14 protein-coding genes are annotated in these 26,663 nt (G+C 70.4%); 5 read left to right on the top strand and 9 right to left on the bottom strand.

Features of this window, described 5'->3' with window-relative positions; all coding sequences use genetic code 11:
* Positions 1-180: 180 nt before the first annotated feature.
* Complete coding sequence (locus WMF17_RS21355) at positions 181-5,253, bottom strand: protein kinase domain-containing protein (RefSeq protein ID WP_437650969.1); 5,073 nt, start codon at positions 5,251-5,253, stop codon at positions 181-183.
* Between the two features lie 269 nt (positions 5,254-5,522).
* On the opposite strand from WMF17_RS21355, the gene WMF17_RS21350 reads away from it, so the two are divergent.
* Positions 5,523-6,437: an SDR family oxidoreductase gene (locus tag WMF17_RS21350; RefSeq protein ID WP_437603930.1), complete on the top strand. Its 915-nt coding sequence runs from the start codon at positions 5,523-5,525 to the stop codon at positions 6,435-6,437.
* A 56-nt stretch (positions 6,438-6,493) separates the two neighbouring features.
* On the opposite strand, the gene WMF17_RS21345 is transcribed toward WMF17_RS21350, so the two are convergent.
* The 3 genes from WMF17_RS21345 to WMF17_RS21335 all read right to left on the bottom strand — a co-directional run bounded on the left by WMF17_RS21345 (position 6,494) and on the right by WMF17_RS21335 (position 11,430).
* Complete coding sequence (locus tag WMF17_RS21345) at positions 6,494-7,399, bottom strand: class I SAM-dependent methyltransferase (protein ID WP_437650967.1); 906 nt, start codon at positions 7,397-7,399, stop codon at positions 6,494-6,496.
* A gap of 82 nt (positions 7,400-7,481) precedes the next feature.
* Positions 7,482-8,909, bottom strand: a complete 1,428-nt coding sequence (locus WMF17_RS21340) for an MFS transporter (RefSeq protein WP_437650965.1) — start codon at positions 8,907-8,909, stop codon at positions 7,482-7,484.
* The gene (locus tag WMF17_RS21335; protein ID WP_437650963.1) at positions 8,902-11,430 is read right to left on the bottom strand and encodes a PEP/pyruvate-binding domain-containing protein; all 2,529 of its coding nucleotides are present in this window, start codon (positions 11,428-11,430) and stop codon (positions 8,902-8,904) included. The genes WMF17_RS21340 and WMF17_RS21335 overlap by 8 nt, the downstream gene beginning before the upstream one ends.
* 163 nt (positions 11,431-11,593) lie before the next feature.
* Here WMF17_RS21335 and WMF17_RS21330 point away from each other — a divergent pair, with 163 nt between their 5' ends.
* The gene (locus WMF17_RS21330; RefSeq protein WP_437603926.1) at positions 11,594-12,196 is read left to right on the top strand and encodes a TetR/AcrR family transcriptional regulator; all 603 of its coding nucleotides are present in this window, start codon (positions 11,594-11,596) and stop codon (positions 12,194-12,196) included.
* A gap of 230 nt (positions 12,197-12,426) precedes the next feature.
* A complete protein-coding gene (locus tag WMF17_RS21325; protein ID WP_437650961.1) occupies positions 12,427-14,220 on the top strand; it encodes a CotH kinase family protein in 1,794 nt (597 codons plus the stop codon).
* A gap of 21 nt (positions 14,221-14,241) precedes the next feature.
* On the opposite strand, the gene WMF17_RS21320 is transcribed toward WMF17_RS21325, so the two are convergent.
* The 4 genes from WMF17_RS21320 to WMF17_RS21305 all read right to left on the bottom strand — a co-directional run bounded on the left by WMF17_RS21320 (position 14,242) and on the right by WMF17_RS21305 (position 20,614).
* Positions 14,242-17,052 carry a hypothetical protein gene (locus WMF17_RS21320; protein WP_437650959.1) on the bottom strand — a complete coding sequence of 937 codons (2,811 nt, stop codon included), beginning with the start codon at positions 17,050-17,052 and terminating at the stop codon, positions 14,242-14,244.
* Between the two features lie 329 nt (positions 17,053-17,381).
* Entirely contained in the window at positions 17,382-18,923 is a 1,542-nt protein-coding gene (locus WMF17_RS21315; protein ID WP_437650957.1) for an NCS1 family nucleobase:cation symporter-1, read from the bottom strand.
* 118 nt (positions 18,924-19,041) lie between these two features.
* Positions 19,042-19,992, bottom strand: coding sequence for a PAS domain S-box protein (locus WMF17_RS21310; protein WP_437650955.1), 951 nt, complete (start codon positions 19,990-19,992; stop codon positions 19,042-19,044).
* A 391-nt stretch (positions 19,993-20,383) separates the two neighbouring features.
* Positions 20,384-20,614, bottom strand: coding sequence for a VOC family protein (locus WMF17_RS21305; RefSeq protein ID WP_437650953.1), 231 nt, complete (start codon positions 20,612-20,614; stop codon positions 20,384-20,386).
* Between the two features lie 293 nt (positions 20,615-20,907).
* Here WMF17_RS21305 and WMF17_RS21300 point away from each other — a divergent pair, with 293 nt between their 5' ends.
* Together WMF17_RS21300 and WMF17_RS21295 are read left to right on the top strand one after the other, a co-directional pair.
* A complete protein-coding gene (locus tag WMF17_RS21300; RefSeq protein WP_437603919.1) occupies positions 20,908-21,642 on the top strand; it encodes a TetR/AcrR family transcriptional regulator in 735 nt (244 codons plus the stop codon).
* A 6-nt stretch (positions 21,643-21,648) separates the two neighbouring features.
* A complete protein-coding gene (locus tag WMF17_RS21295; protein ID WP_437650951.1) occupies positions 21,649-22,863 on the top strand; it encodes a cytochrome P450 in 1,215 nt (404 codons plus the stop codon).
* Positions 22,864-22,929: 66 nt separating this feature from the next.
* Here WMF17_RS21295 and WMF17_RS21290 read toward each other — a convergent pair whose 3' ends face one another.
* Positions 22,930-25,683, bottom strand: a complete 2,754-nt coding sequence (locus WMF17_RS21290; RefSeq protein ID WP_437650949.1) for a bifunctional acetate--CoA ligase family protein/GNAT family N-acetyltransferase — start codon at positions 25,681-25,683, stop codon at positions 22,930-22,932.
* Between the last annotated feature and the right edge of the window lie 980 nt (positions 25,684-26,663).

Genomic DNA, 26,663 nt, shown 5'->3' with positions numbered 1-26,663 from the left:
GAAGAGAGGTGTCCAGCCGGGAAGATACCGGCTGGACACGAGCGTCACAAGCCGGGGCAGCTATGGGTTGGGCCACTCGTCGTAGGGGCCAACAAAGCGATCGTGTCGCCTGGCTTCTTCCGGGCGACGACAGCCTGACGGCCATCGCGATCGACGTGGGCTGCGCGTCGGCGCAGCACTTCAGCGTGATGTTCGCGCGCGCGCGCCGAGGAGCGCGCCGGGGCGCCCCACCCGCTGCAGGGCGTAGGCGATGCCGCTCTGGAGCGTCCCCTGCGTGACCACCGTGCCGAAATCGATCTGCAAGCAGGTGAGCGTCTGGGCGACGTCGGGGCGGATGCCTGTGATCACCGCCTGCGCCCCGAGCAGCCGGAGGGCGACGGCGGTGTTGATCAGCGTGCCCGCGACGTCGGTGTCGACCGTCCTCACGCCGGTGATATCGATGATCACGACCTCGGCGCCGGTCGATTCGACCCCCTTGAGCGCCGTGCTCAGGACCTGCTGCGCCCGCTGGCTGTCCATCATCCCGATGAGCGGCATCACCATGATCCGGTCGGAGAGCGGGATGATGGGCGTGGAGAGCTCCGCGAGGCGGGCGTTCTGCACGCGGATGATCTCCTCCTGGAGCTCCACGCGGGCCAGCTCGCTCCGCTCCCGCTCCGAGAACTCGACCCGGAGCTGCTCCTCGGCGCGGTGCAGCGCCTCCGTGCGCCTGTGCAGGTGCGCGTAGAGCACGGCGTTCTCCACCGCGGTCGCCGCCTGCGCCAGGAGCAGCTTCGACAGCTCCAGCCGGGCCGGCGTGAACACGTTTGTCGCCGTGCTGTTCTCCAGGTAGAGAACGCCGGTCGTGCGACCCTGGTGCACCATCGCCAGGCAGAGGATCGATCTCGGGTTGTGCGCGGCGACATAGGCGTCCGCGGCGAAGCGAGGCTCCTGGCTCGCGTCCGCGAGGACCACCGGCAGCCTCGTCCTCGCGACGTACTGCACGACCGAGGACGGGACCTCGGCGCTGCCCTCGACGGGGACGAGCTGACCCACCTTCACCGTGCTGGGATCCACCGTGATGGACGCCTCGATCATCAGCTGTTGATCGCGCTCCAGGACGAGGACCCCCTTCTTCGCGCCCGCGTTCTGGATCGCGATGTCGAGCAGCCGGTGGACCACGCTGTCGAGGACGACCTCGCCGGCGATGGCCTGAGCGGCCCGGATGACCGCCTCGACGTCGAGCACGCCGGTGCTGAGCCTCGTCGTCGAGGTGGTCTGGATCGTGGTCCGGGCGAGCTCGAGCACGCCGGGCGGCGCCGACGCGAGGTCGATCCGCTGCACGAGGTGCGGCGCCTCGGCCGCCAGGCGGTCCGCCTTGGCGGTCGCTCCCCACTGCATGTAGCCGTGGTAGGCGTCGGTCATGTAGGCCCGAGCGCACCGGGTGAAGCCACTTCCGCGGTAGAACTTCGCGGCGAGCTCGCTCGCTATCGCCTGGTCGCGCGTGAACCCGGCCTCCTCGGCGGCCTCGATCGCCCTGTCGTAGAGCAGCGCCGCGGCGTGCCTGTCGTCGCCCGAGACGCGCGCGATCTCCGCCGCGACGAGGAGGTGCTTGTGCGCGTAGTTCCGGGGGCAGAGCTGGGCCCAGCGGGCGAGCTTCTCCCGCTCCGTCGCGATCGTCGCCACGAGCCGCTCCTTCTCTGGGGCCGGCGCTCCGTCGCACGAGGCGGCGAGGCTCAGGCACGAATAGAAGACGAGCTCGGTCGCCCAGAAGTTGTTCACGCAGCCGGCGGTCATCTTCTCCACGGTGGCCATCAGCGAGCGCACGGCGCCCTGGTCGCCGTACAGATAGGCCAGCTGGATCTTCTGCGTGTGGTACCAGGCGGCCACGTAGGTGAGCTCCGGGGCCGAGACGGCGCCGGCGAAGGCGGCCTCGTCGAAGGCGCCGTCGCTCAGGGTGTGCGCCCCGGCGGTGCCCCCCGTGAGGTTCGCGACGACCTGCCTTGCGCACGTGAGGATGAGCGTCGTGAGCTTGTCGTTCGTCCTCCGCATGAGCGCGAGATCCTGCTCGATCTCCTCGGCGACCGCGCCGAGATCGTCGCCGAGGCCCAGGCTCGCCGAGATCATGTGAATGCAGCAATACGACGCGTAGGCCAGATCTCCGGACTCCAGGCCGGCCTGCCGGGAGCGGGTCAGGAGCTTGATCGTGTCCCGGAGCGGCTCGAAGAAATGGAGGATGGACGCGAAGGTCGTGAGGAGCATGCACGCGATGCGCGGGTTGGGGATGCGCTCGTTCAGCTCGATACCGACCTTGGCGAACTGGTAGGCTTCCTTGTACCGGTCCTCCGCGGTCCTCGGCTCGAAGACGCCGTCGATCAGGAGCACCGCATAGAGCACGTACGCGTACGCGGACGTGCTCGAGTTCCCGTGCTCGATCGCGAGGTTGATCTGCATGATGAGCGTGAGCGGACCGAGGACCGGCAGCCCGAGCGCGGAGGCGGGCTGCGTCATGTCGGCGAGCAGGCGGAGGAGGGTCTGCTTCTCCGGATCGGCGGCGGTGGGCAGCCCCAGCAGATCGGTGATCTGGCGGCCTGCGAGGTGGGCCTGCATCGCATCGAGCTCCCTGCCGAGCCGCGCGCGTTGCTCCTCGGCCGCCGTGGGGATGTCGACCCCGAGCAGCGCGAGCGCCTCGAGGCCGCACCGCACGACGTCGGAGAGATTGCCGCGCATCAGGTGGAACGACATGCGCAGGTTGCGGATCTGCGCGCTGTCCAGCCGGGATCTCGCGTGCTCGAGGAGGGCGTCGAACAGCCGCTCTCCGGCGTCGAACTGGCCTGTCAGGCACAGGCACTCCGCGAGCCCGGTGGTCAGCGCGAAGGTGAGGTCGTGCTGCTCGTCCCAGCGCCTCGGACCGAGCGTCGCCGTGCCGGCCTCGAAGTAGCTCGCGGCCGCCTCGTACGCCGCGCCGGCCTTCGCCCTCCTGCCCGCCTCGAGGTTCAGCCGCGCCAGCGTGACGCGCTCTCCCGGATCGTCGATCCGCGGCGACCCGAGGTTCATGTGGGTCGCGATCTCGAAGACGTTGCCCTCCGCGTCTCCGGGGTCGCTCTCCGCGAGCATGAGCCGCCCGATCTGGAGGTGGATCTCCTGCTTGCGGGGGTCGTCGAGGAGCCGGTAGGCCGCTTGCTGCACGCGGTCGTGCAAGAACCGGTAGGAGGCGTCGACCGAGAGCTCCGGCTCGTCGGCCTCGCCGATCATCGCGCCGTGGAGGGCCGCGTCGAAGAACCTGGAGTCGGCGCCGACGGCGAGGACCAGACCCTCGCGGAGCGCCGCCGAGAGCTCGCCTGCCACCTCCCGGCGCGGCTTGCCGTCCACGATCGCGAGCGTCTTCAGGTCGAAGCGATACCCGATGCACGCGGCGAGCGTGAGGATGCGATGCGCGCGCTCGTCGAGCTCCCGGAGCCTGCCCGTCATGAAGTCGACGACGTTCTCCGTGACCTTCATCTGCTGGATGCGCGGCAGATCCCACGTCCACTCGTGCAGGGCCGGGTCGAAGGCGACGAGCTTCTCGGCGTGCAGCGCCTTCATGAACTGGTTCATGAAGAACGGGTTGCCGTGGGTCTTGGTCATGACATGACGCGCGAGCGGCTCGGCCCGCGCGGGATCGCAGGAGAGGGCGTCGGCGAGGAGGCGCGTCACGACGGGGAGATCGAGCGGCTTGAGGTCGATCTCCCCGACGGTCACCCCGGCCTTGCGCAGCTCCGCCAGGGTGATCGAGAACAGGTGGCTCTCGTCGACCTCGTTCTGCCGGTACGCGCCGATCACGAGCAGGTGCTTGATCTCCGCTGCGGTCAGGAGCTGCTCGAGGAGCTTGAGCGAGGCCGGATCTGCCCATTGCAGGTCATCGAGGAAGATGACGAGGGGGTGCTCCTGGGCGGGGATGGCGCCGCAGAATCTCTGGAACGCGAGGTGGAAGCGAGCCTGGGCCTCGGTCGGGCCGAGCGGCGTGACCGCGGGCTGGGGGCCGAGGATGAGCTCGAGCTCGGGGATGAGATCGATGAGGAGCTGGCCATTCTGCCCGACGGCGGTCGCGATCTTCTCGGCCCAGCGCGCGAGCGCCTCCGCGGGCTCGGTCAAGAGGGCGCGGACGAGCTCCCGGAAGACGTGCGCCACGGTCGCGTAGGGGACGGTCCGGTTGATCTGGTCGAACTTGCCGGCGACGATGGTTCCGTTGCCCTGCGCGACGGATTTCTGGATCTCGCCGACGAGGAGCGACTTGCCGATCCCGGCGTGGCCGGACACGAGGAGCAGCTCGCTCGCGCCCTGGCTGATGCGCCGCCACGTGCCTTCGAGGACGGCGAGCTCCGCCTCGCGGCCGTAGACCCTCTGCGGGATCCGGAGCGCGTCCACGTAATCGTGGCGCCCGAGCTCGAACGGCTCGATCCTCGACGTCGCGTCGAGCTGCGTGAGGCACTCGACGAGATCCATCCTGAGCCCGTAGGCGCCCTGGAACCGATCATCGGGGCTCTTCGCGAGGAGCTTCATGATGATGTCGGAGACGGGGCGCGGTACGTCGGGCGAGACCTGCGCCGGCGGCGGCGGGAGCCTGGCGATGTGGCAGTGCACGAGCTCCAGGAGATCCTTCGTCGGGAAGGGGAGCCTGCCTGTCACCATCTCGTACAGGGTGACCCCCAGGGAATAGAGATCCGTGCGCAGGTCGATCACGCGGTTCATCCGTCCGGTCTGCTCCGGGGACATGTACGCCAGGGTGCCCTCGAAGGCGGCTGGGCTCTTCGAACGCTGCGCCTCCTGCGAGAGGCGGGTGGCGCTGCCGAAGTCCATGATCTTGGCGTTCCCCGTGGACGGCTCGACCATGATATTCTGCGGTTTGATGTCCATGTGAATGACACCGCCGCGATGGATGGATTCCAGCGTGCTCGCGACGGAGATCGCGATCCGGAGCGTGTCCTGGAGGGTCAGGGAGCGCGCGCCGATGAGCTCATGGAGCGCGCAGGCTCCGGCATCTTCCATGATGAGCGAAAGGCTCGCCCCAGTCTTCACGACGCCCAGGACCTTCACGACGCCGGGCAGCGCGAGCTCCTTGGCGATGGCGTACTCGTAGCGAAGCCTCGCGAGCTCGGCCGGCGCCGGGCGCTCGTTCCTGAGGCGCTTGACCGCGACGGGGGCGCGGTCGTCGTTTCGAACTCCTCGGTACACGGTCGACGCGGCAGATTCGTGGATGAGACCGGTGAGAGTGTACCCGGGGATACTGATCATAATTTACTTGTAGAGCGCTTCTCCGCGCTGCATCAAGCGGCACCGCGTGATCGCTCGAGGTACCACGTGGTGGATAAACGTCGCATCGATGGGCAGGTGTCGTGGTGGCGACTGGACGCGCGTGCCATCTGCTGTCGAGTGCGACGCTCCAGCACGACCTCCGCCCCCCTCGCCGAGCATCGCGGCGGTCCCGGAATACCTGACAGGAGGTGTCAGGATTTCCGTGCGACCCTCACACGCGTCCTGGCAAGGAAAGGAGACGATGGAGCATGAGCGGAGCACTTCATGGCAAGGTGGCGCTCGTCGCGGGCGCGACGCGCGGCGCGGGCAGGGGGATCGCGGTCGAGCTGGGGGCGGCGGGCGCGACGGTGTACGCCACGGGCCGCACCACGCGCGCGCAGCGCTCGGAGATGGATCGACCCGAGACGATCGAGGAGACCGCCGAGCGGGTCACCCGGGCGGGGGGCAAGGGGATCGCGGTGCAGGTGGATCACCTGGAGCGCGAGCAGGTCCGGGAGCTCGTGGCGCGCATCGAGCGGGAGCAGGGCCGGCTCGACGTGCTGGTCAACGACGTGTGGGGCGGCGAGCACCTGTTCGAGTGGAACAAGCCGCTATGGGAGCACTCGCTGGACAGCGGGATGCGGCTGCTGCGGCTGGCCATCGATACCCACATCCTCACGAGCCACCATGCCCTTCCGCTGCTCATCAAGAGGCCGGGCGGCCTGGTCGTCGAGATCACGGACGGCACGGCCGACTACAATGCAGGGCACTACCGCGTCTCGTTCTTCTACGACCTCGCCAAGACCGCGGTCCTCCGCATGGCGTTCGCCCAGGCCGAGGAGCTGCGGGCCCACGGCGGCACGGCCGTCGCGCTGACGCCCGGCTGGCTGCGCTCGGAGATCATGATGGGTCATTACGGGGTCACCGAGGAGCGCTGGCGCGACGCGCTCGCGAAGCAGCCCCACTTCGCGATCTCGGAGACCCCCGCTTACGTCGGCCGGGCGGTGGCGGCGCTCGCGGCCGACCCGGAGGTGGCCCGGTGGTCCGGGCAGTCGCTGTCGAGCGGCCAACTCGCGCGGGTCTATGGCTTCACCGACGTGGACGGCAGCCAGCCCGACGCGTGGCGGTACCTCGTCGAGGTCCAGGACGCCGGCAAGCCCGCCGACGTCACCGGCTATCGATAGCCGGCGCCTCGGCGAGCCCTGTCCCGAGCGGGTCGCACCCGGCCGCTCCGCCCGCGTCAGCGCGCCTCGCCCGCGCCGGCGCGCCGGCCCACGACGATGTACTGCTCGGGCAGCTCCTCCGCGACGATCTGGGGCGAGAGGCCCCCGGCGCGGAGCTCGGCGGCGACCGCCTCGGCGGTGATGCGGTGATCCTTCGGGGGGCCGCGGCGCGCGGCCTCGGTGAAGTCGACGACGACCACCGCGCCGTCCGGGCGGAGCGCGGCCTTCAGCTTCGCCGTGTAGGCGGGGCGATCGGGGATGTGATGCCAGGTGTTCACCACGAGGATGCGGTCGACCGAGCCGGGCTCGAGCCCGGGATCGTCGGGGCGGACCTCGCGCGCGGTGACGTTGGCGAGGCGCTCGCGGGCCGCGCGCTCCGCCATGTAGCGGACCATGTCCCGCTCGATGTCGAGGCCGATGACCGCGCCGGTCGGCCCGACCGCGCGGGCGAGGTGCGGCAGGAAGTAGCCCGTGCCGGCCCCCAGATCCGCGACCCGCATGCCCGGGGCGATCTGCATGGCGGCGATGACCTCCGCCGGCTTCTGCCAGGCGTCGCGCTCGGGGCCTTCGAAGGCCGCCACCCAGTCGTCGGCCCGCTCGAAGCGGTGGACGAGCGGCCCGGCGCCGTGCGCGCGCCCTGCGTGGTGGCCCTGCGCTGCGTGGTGGCCGTGCCCGGCGCCGTGCGCGCGCCCTGCGTGGTGGCCCTGCGCTGCGTGGTGGCCGTGCCCAGCGCCGTGGCCGGCGTGACCGGCGCCTTGCTGACCGGGCGACGGGGCATGGCCCGCGTGGGCGGCCTGCGCGCCGCTCGCGGTCTCGCGCCGTCCGCCGCTGCCCGGCGCGGCAGCGTCAGGCGTGGCGCTGCAGCTGCTGAGGAGGGCGGTGAGGACGGCGCAGGAGGCGGCGAGGCGAGGGCGGCGGCTCATCCGCGCTCCCTACCACGAACCAGGCGCGCCGGTCCCAGGGGCCCGCCGCCTGCGGCTCGCCGCCTCTCCTCGTGAGACCGCTCTATCGTGATCCCGCCGCCGCCGCCGGCGCCGCGGCCCGGCCGGGCAGGAGGAAGGCGCAGCCGATCGTCAGGAGCAGCGCCGCGCCGAAGATGGACGTGGCCATCGTGTGCTCGCGCATCACCACGTCGCCCTCCGGGCGGTCGGTGAGGACGAGGCCGAGCACGGTGAGGCCGGCGATGCCCCCCATGTAGCGCATCGTCGAGGTCAGGCCTGCGGCCATTCCGCTCTTCTCCCGCGGGACGTCGCTCATCGCCGCGGCCTGCGACGGCGCGGACGTCAGGCCGAGGCCGGCGCCGAGCATCACGAGCGCGGGGACCGCGTCCGTGAGCGCGTCCAGCGGCCGCACCGCGAGCAGGACCATGCCGGCCACGGCGAGCGAGCAGCCGGCGAGCGCCACCGCCCGCGCCCCGAAGCGATCGGAGCCGCGCCCCGCGAAGGGCGAGACGACCACCATCGTCCCCATCATGGCCAGCAGCGTCGTGCCGACGTCGCGCGGCCCGACGTGGAACAGCCGCCCCGCCACCTGCGGCAGCTCGAAGATCGTCGCGTACATGGCGAAGTTCTGGAGCGCGATGAGCAGGCTGCCGCCGACGAACGCGCGCCGCCTGAACAGCGAGAAGTCGATGATGGGGTCCGCGGCGCGCCGCTCCCAGAGCACGAAGGGCACGAAGCCCAGCGCGCCGAGCACCGCGGCCCAGCGGAGGTGGGCGGCCTCGAGGCCGAGGGCGAGCCCGATGAGCGACGCGCCCAGCAGCACCGAGCCCACGACGTCGAACGGCGAGCGCGGCGCGGCGGGCTTCATGGCCGCGGGACGCGGCGGCGCGCCGACGTGCGCGAGCGCGGCGGAGAGGAGCAGCACCGGGACGTTCGCGAGGAAGATCGAGGTCCACCCGAAGGTCCCCACGAGCAGCGCCCCGATCGCCGGTCCGGTGCCCGCCGACAGCCCCATCACCGCCCCGAAGGCGCCGAAGGCGCGCCCGCGCACCTCGGGCGGCAGCTCCGTGCGGAGCATGGCCGTCGCGCTCGGGACCACGATCGCGCCGCCCGCGGCCATCACGACGCGCGACACGGCGAGCACCGGGAGGACCGGCCAGAAGTAGGCGAGCGCGGCCCCGGCCGCCAGGAGGAGCTGGCCCAGCCCGAGCGCGCGCCGGTGGCCGAGGCGATCGCCGAGCTTCCCGCCGGGGCTCTGCAGGACGATGTTCGTGAGCAGGTAGCTCGTCACGAGCGCCTGCCGGAGCGCGCCGGAGTCGACGCGAAGCGTGCGCGACATCTCCGGCAGCGCCACGGCGATCATCGTGGAGTTGAGCGGCGCGAGCGCCGTCGAGAGGGCGATGGCGGCGAGGAGCCGCACCGGCAGGCGCGACGGAGGCTCAGGCACGGACGCCGGCGGGCGCGACGGAGGCTCGGCCAGAGGCTCAGCCACGGGCGAGCTCGCTCGCGCCGCCCTGACGGTCGCCCTGGCGCAGGAGCGTCACCCGGCCCTCCGTCCCGTCCACGAGGATCTCCTGGCCGTCCGTGATGCGCTCGGTCGCCCCGGCGGCCCCCAGCACCGCCGGGATCCCGTACTCGCGCGCGACGATGGCCGCGTGGGAGACGGCGCCGCCGGCGTCCGTCACGACGCCCGCGGCCAGCGTGAAGAGCGGCGTCCACGCGGGGTTCGTGTAGCGGCAGACAAGGATCTCCCCCGCCTTCAGCCGCTCGAACTCCCGCTCGTCCCGCACGAGGCGCGCCTTGCCGCGGACCACCCCGGACGACGCCCCGATGCCGCGGAGCTCGTCGCCCGAGGCGCGCCCCGCGCCCGCCCCGAGCGCGCTCTTCTGCCACCTCGCGTTGACCACCCCGTACGTCGCGCGCCGCCGTCGAACGAGCCGCCTCACCTCGTCGAGCGGCGGCGCCTCCCCCTGGAGCCACCCCCGGACCTCGGCTTCCGTCAGGTAGAAGACGTCGTCAGGGCTCGGCAGGCGCCCGCGCTCGCCGAGGCGACGCGCGATCTCGGCCACGATCGCCTGGAGCGCGGAGTACGAGCGCACGAGATCGAAGTGCGTGCGCTCCCGGAAGACGATCGCGCTCCGCAGCCGCTCGAGGGTGCGGCGGAACGCGTCGGGCAGACCCGGTACGAAGCGGATCCCGCGGGTGACCTCCTCGAGCGTCGCCCGGTAGCGCGCGAGCCCGGCCTCCTCGGACGGCGGCTTCGTGGCGTCGAGCAGGCCGCGCAGCAGCCCCCACAGGGGCGCGGGATCCTGGCGCCACGTCGGCGCCGAGAGGTAGAGCCCCGTGGTCTCCCGGTGCCCGTGCTCGTCCAGGAACGCCTCGACCTCGTCCAGGTAAGCCCGGCCGGCCTCCGATTCGCGGAGGGCCTCGGGGCGTCCTTCCCGGATCGCGCCGGCGAGCTCCGGCCCGGCGCTCGCCGCCCGGCGCGCGAGGTGGAAGAGCGCCAGGTTGACGTCGGACGTCCGGGTGTGCAGGCCCGCGACGAGGTCGCTCATGGCGGCCGCTGCCCGCTTCGGTCCCACGGCGAGGGTGACCGGAACGCGGAGGGCGATCGCGGCCAGCTGGCTGGCGTTCCGCTCGAACCGCTCGCCCAGGACGGCGGTCGTGGTCTCCCCGATCCGGTCGGCGCGGCGGAGGAGCGCGGCGTCGTCCAGCGCGCGGAGATCGACCGGCGCGCAGGCCTCCTGGAGCCGCTTGAACCCGTCGCTCTCCCACCACGCCATCGCGTCGTAGCGCAGGCTGGCCGCGACCTTCTGCGGCAGCCGGAGCAAGCGGAGGGTGGGTCGCATCCGCGGAGGGACGAAGACCGGGCGCCACAGCTGGTCGACCCACGCGCGCTCCTCGGCCTCGTCCACGTCGACCCCCAGGAAGCGCACCATGCGCACGAGCGCGGGGAGCGTCACCCGGAAGCCCCATTGATCGAGCGGCCTGGGGGCGATGGGGAACCGGTCGTTGTCGTTGGCCTCGAGCATCCTCCGCTGCAGGCGGTTGAGCTGCGGGGGCGGGGGGAGGGGCTCGAGCTCGGCCGTGCCGAGCGTGGTGATCGGGCGCGACTGGAGGAGGTGGATGGAGCCCCCGACGAAGGCGAACTCCACGTCCTGCGGGCAGCCGAAGTGGGCCTCGAGGCGGAGCCCGATGCGGCCCAGCTCGAGCACCAGGGCGTCGCTCGGCGCGGGGCGGCCGGCCTCCCGGCGGTCGCGGTCGTCGATCGCGAGGTCGTCCGTGCCGGGGCTCGCGGCCCCGTTCGGCCTGTCCGAGCCGGGCGCCGCGGCTCCGGCGAACGGCGCGCGCCGCAGGCGGTACACATCGCCGGTCGTGTGCCCTGACACAACGGCCTCGCCGAGGCCCGGGGCGACCTCCAGGAGCATGCGGTCGGCGCGCTGGGCCACCGGGTCGACGGTGAACAGGACGCCGGCGAACTCGGCCGGCACCATGCGCTGCACCACCACGGCGATGTGGACCCCCAGGTGATCGATGCCGCGCGCCGCTCGGTAGCCGAGGGCCCGCGGGCTCCAGAGGGACGCCCAGCACCGCCGCAGCGCGAGGAGCAGCTCGTCCTCCCCCGCCACGTCGAGGTACGTCTCGTGCTGGCCCGCGAACGACGCGTCGGCGAGGTCCTCCGCCGTCGCCGAGGAGCGAACGGCGACCGGCGGCGCGCCGAGCTCGCGGTACGCGTCTCGGACCGCGCTCTCCATCCCGGGCAACATCGCGCCCCGCTCGAAGAGCGCCGCGGCCTCCGAGGCGGCCGCGTCCCAGCCGCTCGCGGCGAGGTGCGCCGAGAGGCGGTCGGCGAGCCCCCATGCGCGCGCCTGCTCCGCATACGCGCCAGCGCTCACGACGAACCCCGGCGGCACGGCCAGCCCGAGCTGGAGCAGCTCACCGAGGTTGGCACCCTTGCCGCCCGCCGTGGCGAGGTCGACTCGGGATAGCTGGCTCAAGCGATGAACAAGCATCAGGCATCTCCTTCGGCCAAGAAAGGTCGCTTCGCCCGCGTCCCGAGCTCCCCGGCGTTCGCCCGCCCGCCGGGCAGCGCCTCGCTCGAGCCGCCAGCGTCAGCGTCGATTGTCACCTGAAATACATTGTGACGTCACGCAGTAAGTATCATGATACTTATGAATGGCAAGGCCGCGCAACATCACCGACGCGCAGATCCTCGAGGAGGCGCGCGCGTGCTTTCTGGAGCACGGCGCGGGCGTCTCGACGATGCTCATCGCCGAGCGGCTCGGTATCTCGCACGGGGTGCTGTTCCAGCGCTTCGGCACCAAGGAGCAGCTCCTGCGCGCCGCGCTGCTGCCGCCGTTCGATCCGCCGTGGATGGCGCGCGCGCGGGCGGGCCCGGACGACCGTGACGCGCGGATCCAGCTCCTCGAGCTCGGCGAGGAGATCTCCGCCTACCTCGAGCGCATCGTGCCGTGCCTCGCGGTGCTCCGCTCGGCCGGCATGCACGTCGAGTCCATGGCCGACCGGCGCGAGGACCTGCCGCCGGTCCGCGCGCGGCGCGAGGTGGTCGCGTGGTTCTCGCGCGCGATCGCCTGCGGCCTCCTGCGTCCCGCGCCCCCGGAGCACGCGGCCGACCTCTTCCTCGGCGCGCTGCACTTCCGGCCGTTCCACCAGCACCTCTCGAACCAGGGGTTCGACCGGGCCGAGAACCGGGCCTATCTCACGTTCGCGATCGACGCGGTCCATCGAACGCTCGCGCCCGCGGCGGAGCGACCGTGACGCGCGGCGCGCCGCGCCCGACGGGCGCGGCCGCCTGGCTCCATATTGGAGGCACATCACATTACCCGTCTTCATCTCATATAGAATTATCCGCTCTACATCTCATGTGGAATTATCCGCTCTGCCTGCGTCTGAACCGCTGCACATCTGGCCTCGGCGCGGATTTCGTCACGAGATCGATGCGCTGCTGACATAAGATCGCCACAGACCGCCGAGCTGAGGAGCGATCGATGAACTTACGAAGTCTGCATTATCTATTGCCTTTCGCCGCGTTGGCAGCCGCGCCCCTGGTGGGCTGCGGCGGATCCGACGATCCCGCTGCGACCGGGACGGGGGGCGGCGCGGGCGGGGGCGGCGCGGGCGGGGGCGGGGGCGGCGCGGGCGGGAACGGCACCGGCGCGGGCGGTACAGGGCAAGGCGGCGAGGCGGGCGGCAGCACCAACGAGGCGCCCGATTACGCTGCCGCGTTCCCGCAGGACCGGGTGCCCCGCCTCGACATCACCATCGCGCCCGAGAAGTGGCAGGAGATGGTCGCCGACATGACGGACATGGTCGGCGAGTTCGGCGCGCAAGGCGGGCCAGGCGGATTCGAGCCGCCGCAGGAGTGGATCGACGCCTGCAACGGGCTCGTGGCCGGCGATGACTGCATGATCGCGCTCTTCGGGACCGAGGCCGAGGGGTCGTGCACCGAGCTCCCCGGCGGCCTGACCTGCCAGCCGAAGCCGCAAGACCCCGGGGAATTCACCCCGCCGCCGGACTGGATCGCGGCCTGCGACGGGCTCGCAGCGGACGCCATCTGCACGATCTCGCTCTTCGGGACCGACACCTTGGGGGCGTGCACGGAGCACGACGCCGGCCTGACCTGCATGCCGGCCGGGCCGGGCGGCGATCCCGGGCTCATCAGCAGCGTCGAGCTGCTCCCGCGCACGCCGGCCTACGTCGAGTGCGACGTCGCCACCGAGGATCGGCAATGGCAGCACGTCGGCATCCGCTTCAAGGGCAACTCGAGCCTGCTCCTGCCCTGGAACCAGGGGAACTGGAAGCTGCCGCTGCGCCTCAATTTCGACAAGTTCGAGGACACCTACCCCGAGACAAAGAATCAGCGCTTCTACGGGTTCGACGCGCTGTCGTTCGCCAGCGGCTACCTGGATCCGTCGCTCCTGCGCGAGAAGATCGGCACCGACATCTTCGCCAAGGCGGGGATCCCCGCGCCCGCGACCGCGTTCTACCGGGTCTTCATCGATCACGGCGACGGGCCTGTCTATTTCGGGCTGTACACCGGGATCGAGCTCCCGTCGGACGAGTCGTTCCTCGACACCCATTTCGGCGGCCACAAGGGCAACCTCTACAAGCCTGACGGCACCGGCGCGCGGTGGGAGACGTGGGATCCCGACACCCTCGTCAAGGAGAACAACGAGGACGAGGCCGATTTCTCGGACGCGCGCGCGCTGTTCGACGCGCTGCACGCCGACAGGACCGACGCCGCCGCCTGGCGCGCGGGGCTCGAGGCGCGCCTCGACGTCGACGGCTTCCTGCACTGGATGGCGCTGAACGCGGTGATCGAGGACTGGGACGTGTACGGCCGCCTGCCGCACAATTACTACATGTATTCGGACCCGAACAGGAACGGGCAATTCGCGTGGATCCCGTGGGACCACACCTTCGCGTGGACGGACCCCGACTCAGCGGGCGCGAACATCGGGCTGAAGGCGCTGCCCCTCTCGATGGACGAGGTGAACGAGAACTGGCCGCTCATCCGCTTCCTGTTCGACGATCCGGTCTATCTCGAGGTCTACCGCGGCTACGTGAAGCAGGCCGCGGAGAAGGAGTACGAGCCGGCCAAGACCGAGGCGTGGTTCAGGGCGGCGCACGAGCTGATCGCGCCGTACGTCGTCGGGCCGGATGGCGAGATCGAGGGGCACACGCACCTCGCGTCGCCCGAGGACTTCGACAACGGCCTCGCCACGCTGATCGCTCACGCCAAGGAGCGTCCGGCGGACGTGGCTGCGTACCTCGCGCAGTGATGCGCCAGGGGGGGGCCGGGCTCAGCCGCCAGGCGTGCTCGCCGGATCCGCCGGATCGGTCTCCGCGTCCACCTCGTCGCCGTCGAGCGCTCCATCGCCGTCACGGTCGATCGCCATCCGCACCCCCGAGCCGGGCGGCGCGCAGGTGTAGGTCAGCGGGCTCCCCGCGGTCGCGCGCTGGCGCAGCGCCGCCTCGTCGATCGCCGCGCGCCCCGCCCTGTTCCGGCGGAACGTGCCGTCGCCCTGGTAGAGGAAGCCCACCTCCTCCTTGCCCACGCGGCGCTTCACGACGAGATCGCACTCGCCCGCGTCGGCGCGCGCGATCAGGAGATCCACGCGCTGCCCGGCCGCCGTGTCGCCGGCGCCGGCGAGCGTCGCCTGCTGGCCCACGATGGGCGCCAGGTTTGTGTCGAAGGCGTGCAGGAAGGAAGTCACCTGCCGGCGCAGCACGTCGCCTGGCTCGCCCGGAGGGAAGCCGGCGACCCCGGGGGCCTCGTTGAAGCCGGCCTGATCGTCGAAGCGGAAGACCGTATCCACCGTCCCGTCGTGGGCGACGCCGAACCCGCGGATCTGATCGCCCATGAACTGGTGGTCTCGGTTGTTGAAGCGGGGGTTCTGCACCATGCCGAACATGCCCACCTTCTGGTAGACGTTGCGCAGCTGGGCGACCTTGAAGCTCTGGAAGATGAAGTCGAACGTGTAGCGCCCGTCGGTCCCGAAGAAGCCGGGAAATGGAACTCCGTGCTCGGCGTTGCCCGCGGGATCGAGCACATGGCACGTACTGCACGCGCCGCCCGGCTCGGTGAAGAAGGCCTTGCCCGCCGCCTGGTCGGGGGTGAGCGTGTTGTCCAGCCCCCGAATGGGGTTGGGCGGATACATCACCTGGAGGATGAAGTCGGTGAACGCCTGCATGTCCGCCCCGGAGATGGGCGCGCTCCGCCCGAGCAGGCCGACGAAGGCGACATTGAACTTCTTGAACGCGGCGTCCTCGTCGAAGGTGCCGCTGTCCGGCTGCGCGCTCGGCGCGTCGTTCCCGCCGGTGCGGTCTCCGCGCCAGTGCATCGGACCGTGGTTGGCCATCCCGCGAAGGCTCTGCGTCGTCATCGGCCCCTTGAGGGCGGCGAACTCGGCGGGCTGGCCGAAGAGCGCTGGATCGAGCACGAAGGGCCCTGGCATCGGCGTGGTCACCGCGTCCGGGTCGCCGAGGTCCCACGCCAGGCTGTCGACGTCGCCGTCGACATGGCAGCTCGCGCAGGCCGAGTCACCGTGGCTCGACGAGAACGAGGCGTCGTAGAGGAAGCGCCGGCCGTTGACCACGCTCTCCGGCTCGGGGCTGTACATGGGCACGTGGGCGACCTCGGCCCGGTCCTTGACGTCGATGATCGAGATGGAGTTGTCGAAGCGCGTGAGGACGTAGAGCTGCTTGCGCGCCTCGTCCAGCACCACGCCGGTCGGCCCGCCGCCGGAGACCGGGATCTGGTGGGAGAGCTTGGGCACGAAGGTGTCGGCCTCGAGCGCCGCGGTCGAGAAGACACCGATCTTGTCCGAGCCGAGCGCGGCGACGTAGAGCTTCTTTCCGTTTCCCGAGACGGCCATGCCCTGGGGCAGCGCGAGGCTCTTCGCGTTCTCGGCGCTCGGGATCGGGGCGCAGCACGTGTTGTAGTCGATGTGCTTGTTCAGGTGCCGTGGGGCCACGCCGCCCGTCGCCGGATCGAGCACCGTGATGCGGTTGTGGTTGAAGCGGCCGCGCACGGTGTGGCCGGCGAAGACGCCGGCGCCCTCGAAGCGCTGCTCGTTGAACGCCTCGGTGTTGGCCACGTAGACGCGGCCGCTCACCGGGTTGACGGCCATGTTGTAGAGGACCGTGCCGACGCCCTGGAAGGCGCCCGCGGCGCCCGCGACCTGCGCGGGCGGGTCGGCCATGGCGTCGAGGACGAAGACGTCCTTGTCGGGCAGCGCGAAATTCACCTTGTCGTCCCAGGTTCGATTCAGCTCGTCCACCCAGTGCTGGCCGTCGAATTTGACGATGAGGGGCGCTGACGGCTGCGCGGCGCTGGCGGCGTTGGTGGTCGGCGGGGGCAGGCCGTGGCCCAGGTTCACCAGGTTGGTCTCCACCACCGTTGTGCGGTTGCCGGAGTGGAAGGCCGCCGCGTAGACGCGCGCGCCGTCGGGCGTGGCGGCGAGCGCGCGCGGCGTGTCGCTGAAGAGGGTGATGATGGTCAGCGGCGCGGGGCTCGGGCTCGCCGCGGAGAAGACCCAGACGTCGGCGCGGCCCACGCCCGGCGTGGTGAGCGCCGGATCCACAGGGCTGTTCTGGCCGCGGTGCGCGGTGGTGATGAAGGCGCGGCCCTTGCCGGCGCCGGCGAAGACGATGTCGCGAGGCTCGTCGCCGACGAGCAGGGTGCGCACCACGCGGGCCTTCCTGGGCTTCGAGACGTCGACGACGCTCACGCTGTCGGAGAGGTGGTTGACGACCCAGACCTCGTCGTCGCTGCGGGCCGCGACCGCGACGGGCTCGAGGCCGACGGCGACCGAGCCGCGGTGCACGAGGCTGCCCCGCCTGACCTTGAAGATCTCCAGCCGGTTATCCGGCGTGTTGACGGCGAAGAGCGTCGATCCGTCGGGCGAGAGGGCGAGAGGGCGGACCTGGCCGCTCTCGAAGAGGGTGTAGGGCCGTGGGGCGGTGAGCGCGCTCGGGGCGCTCGCCGTCGCCGGGGATTCGTCGACCAACGGGGATTCGTCGACCAACGGGGATTCGTCGACCATCGTGCCGGTGTCGCCGCAGGCGGCGATGACGAGCGCCGGGAGCGACAGGAAAACGAGCTTCTTCATGGGCACCTCGGAGGCTGAAGGAACATTCAATGATGACATAAAAATGCAGCCGCCGATCAAGCGTGAAGTGTAAAATTATGATGAGGTTGTTTGATAAGACACTTTTCTAGGGTGAGATCCCCTCGTGGGAGGAGCGCTCCATGAGGCGCTACAGGTCTTCGATGGTAGGGCCATGACCCACAGCCACGACGCAGTCGCGAGGACGTCTTGTCGCTGTGGTGAGGGAGCGCGCGTTTCTTCGGCGGTGCGCGTCGCGCGCCGGGGACGCGGCCTTCGCCGCCGGTGTCAATGGTTGATGAGATCTCGCGCCCCGGGGCGGGCAGCGAGGCTCAAGCCGCGGCGCGGATGGCCGGGCGACGCATCAGCGTCAGGGCGACGTAGACCACGAACGAGATCGCGAAGCCCGAGAACCACGCGTAATGGTAGAACTCCATCCATGCGCCGGCGACCGTCACGACGTGGATGGTGCCGAGGAAGCCAGGCAAATTGGGCAGGACCCCGGCGACGAGGGCGACGAGCGCGATGGGGTTCCACCCGTGCGTGTACCAGTAGGACCCGTCCCGCCTGTAGAGCTGGACGAGATCGAGCTGGGTCCTCCGGATCACGTAATACTCTGCGATCAGGATCGCGCCGACGGGGCCGAGCAGCGCCGAGTAGCCGACGAGCCAGGTGAAGATGTACCCCGTGGGGTCGCTGACGAGCCGCCAGGGCTGCATCAGGATCCCGACGACGCCGGTGATGAGGCCGCCGGTGCGGAAGGAGATCCGCGACGGCCAGAGGTTCGAGAAGTCGTTGGCCGGGCTCACCACGTTCGCGGCGATGTTGGTCGCCAGGTTGGCGATGCTGAGCGCCGCGAGCGAGACGATCAAGACGATGGGGCTCTCGAAGCGGGCGAGGAGGACGACCGGGTCCCAGATAGTCTCGCCGTAGATGACGACCGTGGCGGAGGTGACGGCGACGCCGATGAACGAGAAGAACGCCATGGTGGGCGGCAGGCCGATGGCCTGCCCGAGGGCCTGAGCGCGCTGGGAGCGCGCGTAGCGCGTGAAGTCGGGAATGTTGAGCGCCAGGGTAGACCAGAAGCCGACCATCCCTGTCAGCGCAGGGAGGAAGAAGCTCCAGAGCTGGCCCTCCCTGGGTTGCCCCGCCGCGAAGGCCGACGGCTTCTCGAGCATGGGGCCGAACCCGCCGGCGCGGTTGTAGGCCCAGAGGAGCAACAAGAGGCCGAGGCCGACCAGCAGGGGCGCCTTGATGTTGAGCAGGATCCGGATCGACTCGATGCCCAGGTGAATGATCCAGACGTTGATGCCCCAGAACAGCAGGAAGCAGGCGAGCTGGGGGGTGTTGATGCCGAGCGGCGTCGCCGGCATCTGCTCTATCGATGGGACGAAGACGGCGACGATCTTGTAGATGGCCCACCCGCCGAGCCATGTTCCGATCCCGAACCAGCCGCAGGCCACGAGGGCTCGCAGCACCGCCGGCACGTTGGCCCCTCGGACGCCGAAGGCGCTCCGGCAGTAGACGGGAAATGGAATGCCGTACTTCGTGCCCGCGTGCGCGTTGAGGATCATGGGCAGAAGCACGATGACGTTGCCGAGGAGTATCGTGAGCTCGGCCTGCGCCCAGCTCATGCCCTCGGCGATCAGACCCGAGGCGAGCATGTACGTGGGGGTGCAGGCGCACATGGCGATCCACAGTGCGGCGATGTCCTTTGTCCCCCATTTGCGCTGATCCAGGCGCACGGGCGCGATGTCGTCGTTGATGTAGCGGGGGTCGAACTCGCCTTCTGTCCCCTGGACGCCGTCGCTGGCTCTCGCGTCGTGAGCAGCGGGGCGCACGTCGGGTCCGGCGGTCGTGTGCGTTTGCGCCATAACCGATGAAGGTACACCCAGGACGGGGGACCGGATAGAGGAGAGGTGCAGCGCTGGGCGCCGCGCGAGCCTCACCGACGCCTGGGCTCCGGGCCGCCTGGAGGCGCCCTTCGCGGCGCTAGCGGGACGGCCGTTGAGGGTGGGCCAGGCCACGCCGCAGGGCGAACGCGATCCCCTCCTTCAGGGTCCGAAGCGTCACGATGTCGCCTACACCGACGCCCTGCGCGACCAGGGTCTGCGCGATCCGCGGCTGGATGCCGGTGAGCACCACCTGGGCGCCGAGGAGCTTCACCGCCTGGGCCAACCGGATCATCGCGTCGGCTACGTGGGAGTCGATGATCCCCACGCCGGTGATGTCCAGGACCACCGTCGTGGCGTTGTGCGCGACGACCCCGTGGAGGAGGGTCTCGAGCGCCGCCGTGGCGCGGGCGCTGTCGAGGAAGCCGATCAGCGGCATCGCGATGACCTGATCCGCCACCGGCATGAGCGGGGCCGACAGCTCGCGAACCATCTGCTCGAGCCGCAGCGTCTTCTCCGCCACGCGCAGCTCGAGCTCGGCGTTGAGGCGCTTCACCTCGTCCTCCGCCTCCCGGCGATCGGTGACGTCGACGCCGATCGCCTGGAACTCGGCGTGCGCACCCCCCTCGCCGAGCGGGGCGCGGTTGGTCCAGTGCATCCAGCGGACCGATCCGTCGGGGTGCACGACCCGGTGCTCGGTGTGGACGATCGGGTTCTCGGGGCCGAGCTTCGCGAACTGCTGATCGAGGAGGCGCTGGTCCTCGTCGGGGACGAGCGGCGTGAAGTGATGGCCGACCAGCTCCTCCCGCGTCTTGTCGAAGTACCGGCAGTACACGTCGTTGACGAAGGTCAGCGTGCCATCCATCCGGAAGCGGCAAATGAGCTCGGTCTGGTCCTCGACGATGCCCCGGTAACGGGCCTCGCTCTCTCGCAGGGCGACCTCCACTCGCCGCTTCTCGGCGAGCTCCTGCTCGAGCTCGGCATTGCGCCGGCGGAGCTTCTCCAGCTCCGCCTCTGCTGTCGTGCCAGTTCTCGCATCGCCATCGTCCATGATCCCGTGGCCCTTCGAAGCGCCGGCGGACAGCGGCGCCGTTCTCCGCCAGCCTACCAAAAGGATGGCCGTCCTGGGTGAACTTTGGCCGCCGGCTCGTTACGCGCAGGGCCTCCGACCCCCCACGACACTCGTGCTCGGTCGGCGCACCCGAGCGCACCGTTGCCAGCTCGGTCTGACTGAGCGGCCGCAGGAGGCGATTTGCGTGGGGCGCCCGGACGCCTCTCGTGAGGACGTCGAGCGCGCCGCGAGGGCGGTGCGCGCGCACGACTTCATCAGCGCGCTCCCGCAGGGTCACGACACCGTGCTCGCCGAGAGCGGCGGCTCGCTCGCGGGAGGAGAGCGGGGGGCGTCGAGCGGCCCCTCATGTACGCCAGGAACGTATGGACGTTCACGCGAGCGCGCTGACCATGACGTAGTAACCGTCCGGATCGCGGAGAGCGAACTCTCGGGTCCCGGTGGCCGGATTCGTCTGGGGCTCCTCCGCGAGTTGACTGACAAGCGCTCTGGCGCGTGACAGCGCCTCGTCGAAATCATCCACCCGGAAGAACAGCAATAGCCCATTGCCAGGCTCCGCTCGATCGGGGCTGAACAGAGTGCGCCGCCCGCGCGCCGCGACCACGCCCCGTGAACTGCCCCCATGTGGACTATACTACAGCGGTCTGCGGCTTCTCAGCACCTCCGAGCGCGTGCCCCCAAGCCCCGGCGCGAAGCAGCTAGACGAGGCGCAGGCGGGTCGGATCTGCGAGCGCCGCGAACGTTTCGGCCATCGTGCGGACAATATTACCTGGTATGTATATACATGTAATTGAATATAAATTTAAGGTAATGGAATCGCGGCCCCGGTGCCGGGTGACTCGTTGACGTTTGACCAATTTTGTAAACTGGTCATGATTCGCGTGACGGAGGGCGCTGGTGGCCGACGGAGATTTCTCGAAGCAGCGGCAGCGGGCCGAGCGGATCCTGGATGCAGCGGCGGAGCTTGTGCTCCGCTGGGGGTACAAGCGCGTCACCATCGACGAGGTCGCCAGGCGGGCGAACATCGGCAAGGGGACGGTCTACCTGCACTGGAAGACGCGCGAGGCGCTCTTCCTCGCGGTGCTCGCGCGCGACGCCCTGAGGATGTTCGACAGGTTCGCCGAGGCCATGCGCGAGGATCCGGCGGAGATCCTGCTTCACCGCGTGATGCAAAGGAGGCTCCTCCTGCTGGAGGAGTTTCCGCTGCTGCAAGCGCTGTTCACCCGCGACACCGAGGTGCTCGGCAATCTCGTCAGCGAGAGCACGGCGCGGCCGCTCCAGGGCCACAAGTTCGCGTATCTACGCGAGTACTGCGGGCTCCTGCGGTCGCATGGCCTGCTGCGCACCGACGTGGATCCGGGCGCCCAGCTCTATGCGATCAACGCGGCGGTGCTCGGCTTCTACCTGCTCGATCCGCTGCTGCCGGCCGAGGAGAGGCAGCCGATCGAGGAGAGGGCCGAGATGGTCGCCACGATGGTGCGCAGGGCCTTCGAGCCCCCCGATCCCCCCGACCTCGACGCCCTGCGCTCGCTCGCGCCCGGGATCATCGACAGGTTCGAGCAGCTGCGCGCTCACTACGCGCAGTTCGCGCAAGGCAATACCACCTCAACGCGGGAGAGCCCCGAGGAGTGATCCGTCATGAGCACGACCGACGTGACCCCCCAGCCGAGCCAGCCCACCCTGGACGCCTTTCTGACGTGGCTGCGCAATGCGCGGGAGGGGAGCCCGGTTCTTCACGACGAGAAGCAGCGCACCTGGCAGCTCTTCGGCCACGCGGAGATCCTCCGCGTGCTGTCCGATCCGGCGACGTTCTCGTCGGACATGTCCAGGTTCATCCCGCCGCAGGCCGATTTCGCGCTGTTCTCCAGGGGCAACTTCGCCCGGATGGACCCGCCGAAGCACCGGAAGCTCCGTGATCTGGTCAGTCAGGCGTTCACGCCGCGCGTTGTGTCCGGGCTCGCGCCGCGGATCGCGACGGTCACGAATGAGCTGCTCGCCGGTGTGGGAGACGCCGAGCGCTTCGATCTGGTCGGGAGCCTGGCCCATCCGCTGCCGGTGATCGTCATCGCCGAGCTGCTCGGCATCCCGGCCGAGGACCGGGATGCCTTCCGGACCTGGGCGGACACGATGCTGTCGAGGGAGAGCGAGGGCCCGGGTACCCTGCCGGACCAGGCCACCATGAACCGCCTCGGACCGGTCCTCGGTGAGATGAACCGCTACCTCCTTTCGCACATCCAGCAGCGCCGCGAGCGCCCCACGGACGACCTCATCGGCCAGCTGGTGGGCGCCGAGGTCGAGGGGCACCGCCTGGAGGACGAGGAGATCGTCGGCTTCGTCGGCCTGCTGCTCATCGCCGGGCACATCACCACGACCGCGCTGCTCGGGAACGCGATCCTCTGCCTCGACGAGCACCCCGCCGCCGCGGCGGAGCTCCGGGCCGACCCGGCGCGGCTCCCGGCGGCCATCGAGGAGGTGCTCCGCTGCCGCGCGCCGTTCCCGCGGCTCGCCCGGCGGACAACGAGAGAGGTGGAGCTCGGCGGGCAGCGGATCCCCGCCGATCAGCTGCTCATGCTGTGGATCGCCTCGGCCAACCGGGACAGCGCCCATTTCCGGGACCCCGACGCGTTCGATATCCACCGCAAGCCCAACCAGCACCTGAGCTTCGGGCACAGCATCCACTTCTGCCTCGGCGCCCCGCTGGCCAGGCTCGAGGCCAAGATCGCGCTGGAGATCCTGCTCGATCGGTACCGGACGATCGCGGTGGCCCGCGACGATCGGTGCGAGTTCCACAACCCGTGGAGGATGATCAGCGCCAGGCGACTTCCGGTGGACGTCCAGCGAAGCTCGCACTGACGGGGGAGTCAGCGCGCGCCGGCCGGGGGGGCTTCGAACCCACCTCCCCGCCGGCCCTGCATCGTCTCAACGCTCCTGCAGCACGAGCTCCGCCCTCGAGGTCGAGTCCTCCAGATCCCGGGTGATCCGGAAACCGAGCTTCTGCGCCACGCGCTGCATCTCCGTGTTCTCGGCCAGGATATCGGCGCTGATGCGGGAGAGCCCCTCGTCGCGGGCGATCTGGACGAGGAGGCCGAGGAGCCGCGAGCCGAGCCCCTTTCTCTGGTGCTCGTCGCTGATCAGCAGGGCGAACTCCGAGTCGTTGGTGCCCGGCAGCTTGCTCAGCCGGCCGACGCCGATGATCTCGCGATCGGCGCCGCCCGCGGGCCGCTCCTCGACGACGAGCGCCATCTCACGGTCGTAGTCCGCGAAGCAGACGCGCGTCAGCCGCTCGTGCGCGGTGCGCAGGTCGAGCTGCATGGGGTAGAAATACCGGAGCCGCACGGTGTGCTCGGAGAGCTTCTGGTGGAACTTGACCATCAGCGGCTCGTCCTCGGGGCGGATCGGGCGGATCGTGAACGCCTGCCCGTCCTTGCCCTTCAGCTCCGTCACGTACTGCGTCGGATACGCGCGGATCGCCGACCTGGGGAGCGCCGACTCGGGCGTGTCCGCCGGGTGCAGGACGACGCGCGCGTCGAGGGCGATCATCTGCTCGGCGCTCACGGCCAGCGGGTTGATGTCGATCTCGCGGATCCATGGCTGCTCGATCACCATCTGCGAGAACCGCACGAGCAGGTGCTCCAGCGCCTCGAGGTCCACCGGCGCGCGGCCGCGCACGCCCTGGAGGGCGCGGTAGATCTTTGTCCGCTCCATCATGCGCCGGGCCAGCGTCGCGTTGAGCGGCGGCAGGCCGAGCGCGCGGTCCTTGAAGACCTCGACGAGCTGACCGCCGGCCCCGAACAGGAGGACCGGGCCGAACTGCGGATCGATCGCGCTGCCGAGGATGATCTCGTAGGCGTCCTTCAGGGCGATCATCGGCTGGACGGTCACGCCCTGAAAGTGCTGCGCGCCGGCCTTCTGCGCGACGCTCACGTGGATCTCGGCGAACGCCCGGCGGACGGCGTCGTCGTCGCGCAGGTCGAGCTTCACGCCGCCCACGTCGGTCTTGTGCGTGATCGTCGTGCTGTACAGCTTGAGGACGGCCGGATACCCCATCTGCCTCGCGGTGGCCAAGGCCTCCTCGACGCTCCGGGCGACGGCCGTCGGCACCGTCGGGATGCCGTACGCCGCCATGAGCTGCTTCGACTCGAACTCATCCATCAGCGTCCGGCCCGACGCGCGGACGCCGGCGATGAGCGCCCCGGCTTTCTCGCGATCGACGTTCAGCGCGCGCTCATCCATGCTCGGCGTCTCGTACAGGGCGCGCAGGTTGTACGCGTAGCGGACCATGGAACAGAACGCGCGCGCGGCGATGTCGGGGTACTCGAACGTCGGGACCCCGGCGCGGTTCAGGATCGATTTACCCGCCTCCACCTCGACGCCGCCCATCCAGCTGGCCAGGACCGGCTTGCCCTCGACGTGCGCGTGCTTGCGCAGGGCCTCGGCGGTCTCGGTCGATTCGGTCATGTCCTGCGGCGTGAGGATGACGAGCACGCCGTCGTTGTTCGGATCCCTGGCGCAGATCTCCAGGGCCTTGGCGTACCGGTCGGCGCCGGCGTCGCCGAGCACGTCGACCGGGTTGCTGCGGCTCCAGGCGGCGGGGAGGAAGCTGCTCAGCTCGCCCAGGATCTCCGGCGAGATCGGCGCCAGATCGCCGCCGTGCGCGACGAGCGCGTCGGTCGCCAGGACGCCCGGGCCGCCGGCGTTCGTGACGATGCAGAGGCGGTTGCCGCGGGGCCGCGGCTGCTTGGCGAGCGTCTCGGCCATCGAGAACAGGTCCGCGATGTCGTTCACGCGCAGCACGCCGACGCGCCGGAACGCCGCGTCGAGCACCTCGTCCGAGCCGGTGAGCGAGCCGGTGTGAGACGCGGCCGCCTTCGCCGCCGCCTCGCTGCGGCCGGGCTTGATCACGATGATCGGCTTGTTCAGCGCCACCTCGCGGGCGGCCGACAGGAACGAGCGCGCGTCGTCCGGGTCGCCGATGGACTCCATGTAGATGAGGATGCTGTTCGTCTTGGGGTCGTCGCCGAGGTAATCGATGAGATCGCCCCAGCCGACATCGAGCATCGAGCCGACGCTGACGAACGCGCTGAAGCCGACCTGCTCCTGGAGGCTCCAGTCGAGCACCGCCGTGCAGAGCGCGCCGGACTGGCTGATGAACGCCACCTTGCCGGGCCGCGCCTGCCCCTTCGCGAACGTGGCATTGAGGCCGCCGATCGGATTCATGACGCCGAGGCAGTTGGGCCCGATGATGCGCATCTTCCCGCGGGCGCGCTCCATGATCTGCTGCTCGAGCCGGGCGCCCGGAGGGCCCATCTCCTTGAATCCGGCGGAGATGATGATGGCGCCGCGGACGCCGGCGTCCACGCACTCGCCGAGGAGGCCCGGCACGCTCGCGGCGGGCGTGACGATGACCGCCAGATCCACCTTGGCCGGAACGGACGCGATGTTCGGGTACGCTTTGATGCCGAGGACGCTGGACCGCTTGGGGTTCACGGGAAAGACCGTCCCGCCGAACGGGTTGCTGATCAGGTTCCAGAGGAGCGTGCGGCCGACGGCGCCGCTGTTCTCGGTCGCGCCGATGACGGCGACGTTCCGCGGCTTGAAGATCGGGTCGAGGCTCTGAAACTCCTGGCGAAGCACGTCGTGGGCACGGTCGGTCGCGGGCAAGGAATCAGGCATGATGCTCCTCTGGAGGCGCGCTTGGCGGTCGGTGCTGCGGGCGCTTCTCGGCTCGCCGCCCGGCGGCGACGGTGGCTGTCATGCCACGGGGCCGGGCGCGACGCACTGGACGTCGCCCGACGGAGGATCGATGCAGGTTCCGTGCCTCAGGAGCGGTTCTGTTCGGCTGGTGGGCCCGGCCATCGAGCTGCCGGGACTCGCCATCTCGAGGGGCAGCGCTGGCCGTCAGACCGCCGATTCTGGTAGAGCTCCCATTTGCGCGCTGCGATAGTTCCGAGCGACTCGCGCCACCCCCCGGCTGCCGCGAGGGCGCGTCCACGTCGTCGTAGCGGTCGCCGAAGACCGTGTCGACCGATGAGATCGGTCAGCTCGGCCTTGCCGGGAACATGCGTGTAGAGCCCCAGAGCCGCGCGAGGCTCTTCGCCGTGTCGGCCGCGCGCCGCCCGCCCTCGCGCTGCGCGCGGCCTCTGGCCGGCTTCGTGCGGCCCTTCGTCATCGAGTCGCCCCTGGAACCTCGGGCCCGACAGCGGTCTGCCGAGCCGTACCACGGGGCAGTCCCTGGCCGGAGAGGCCTCGTGGCGCGCCGCCGCCCGTCCCCGGAGCCAGCCGGGCTGCGGCGTGTCACGCGCGGCTTCCCGTGACCGGCCAGCGGGTGTAATAGCGGGGTGTGCCTTGCCTCGTCCCTGCCCAGCGCCCGCTCGCCGTCGCTCGCTGCGCCTTCATGGACGATCCCGGCCGAGGCGCCGGTCCGAGCGGCGCGGGCGCAGCCGGTGGCGGCACCCGTACGGGGGCAGCCGGCCGCGGGGAGGGGACGACAGAATGATTCGACGATGTCAAGCTCGAATCACCACGCCCGCCGCAGGCGACCGGAGATCCCTTGTGCGGGCCGCTCACCCTCCCGGAAGAGCGACGAGCCATCGATAGGTCTCCGCGTCTCGAGGGGGCCGCCTCCGGTGGCCGGCATCACGAGCTTTGGAGTG

Source organism: Sorangium sp. So ce362, assembly GCF_051519845.1.
Taxonomy (GTDB): domain Bacteria; phylum Myxococcota_A; class Polyangia; order Polyangiales; family Polyangiaceae; genus Sorangium.
Note: the sequence above shows the minus strand (reverse complement) of the source record. Positions and strands in the feature narration are given on the sequence as shown.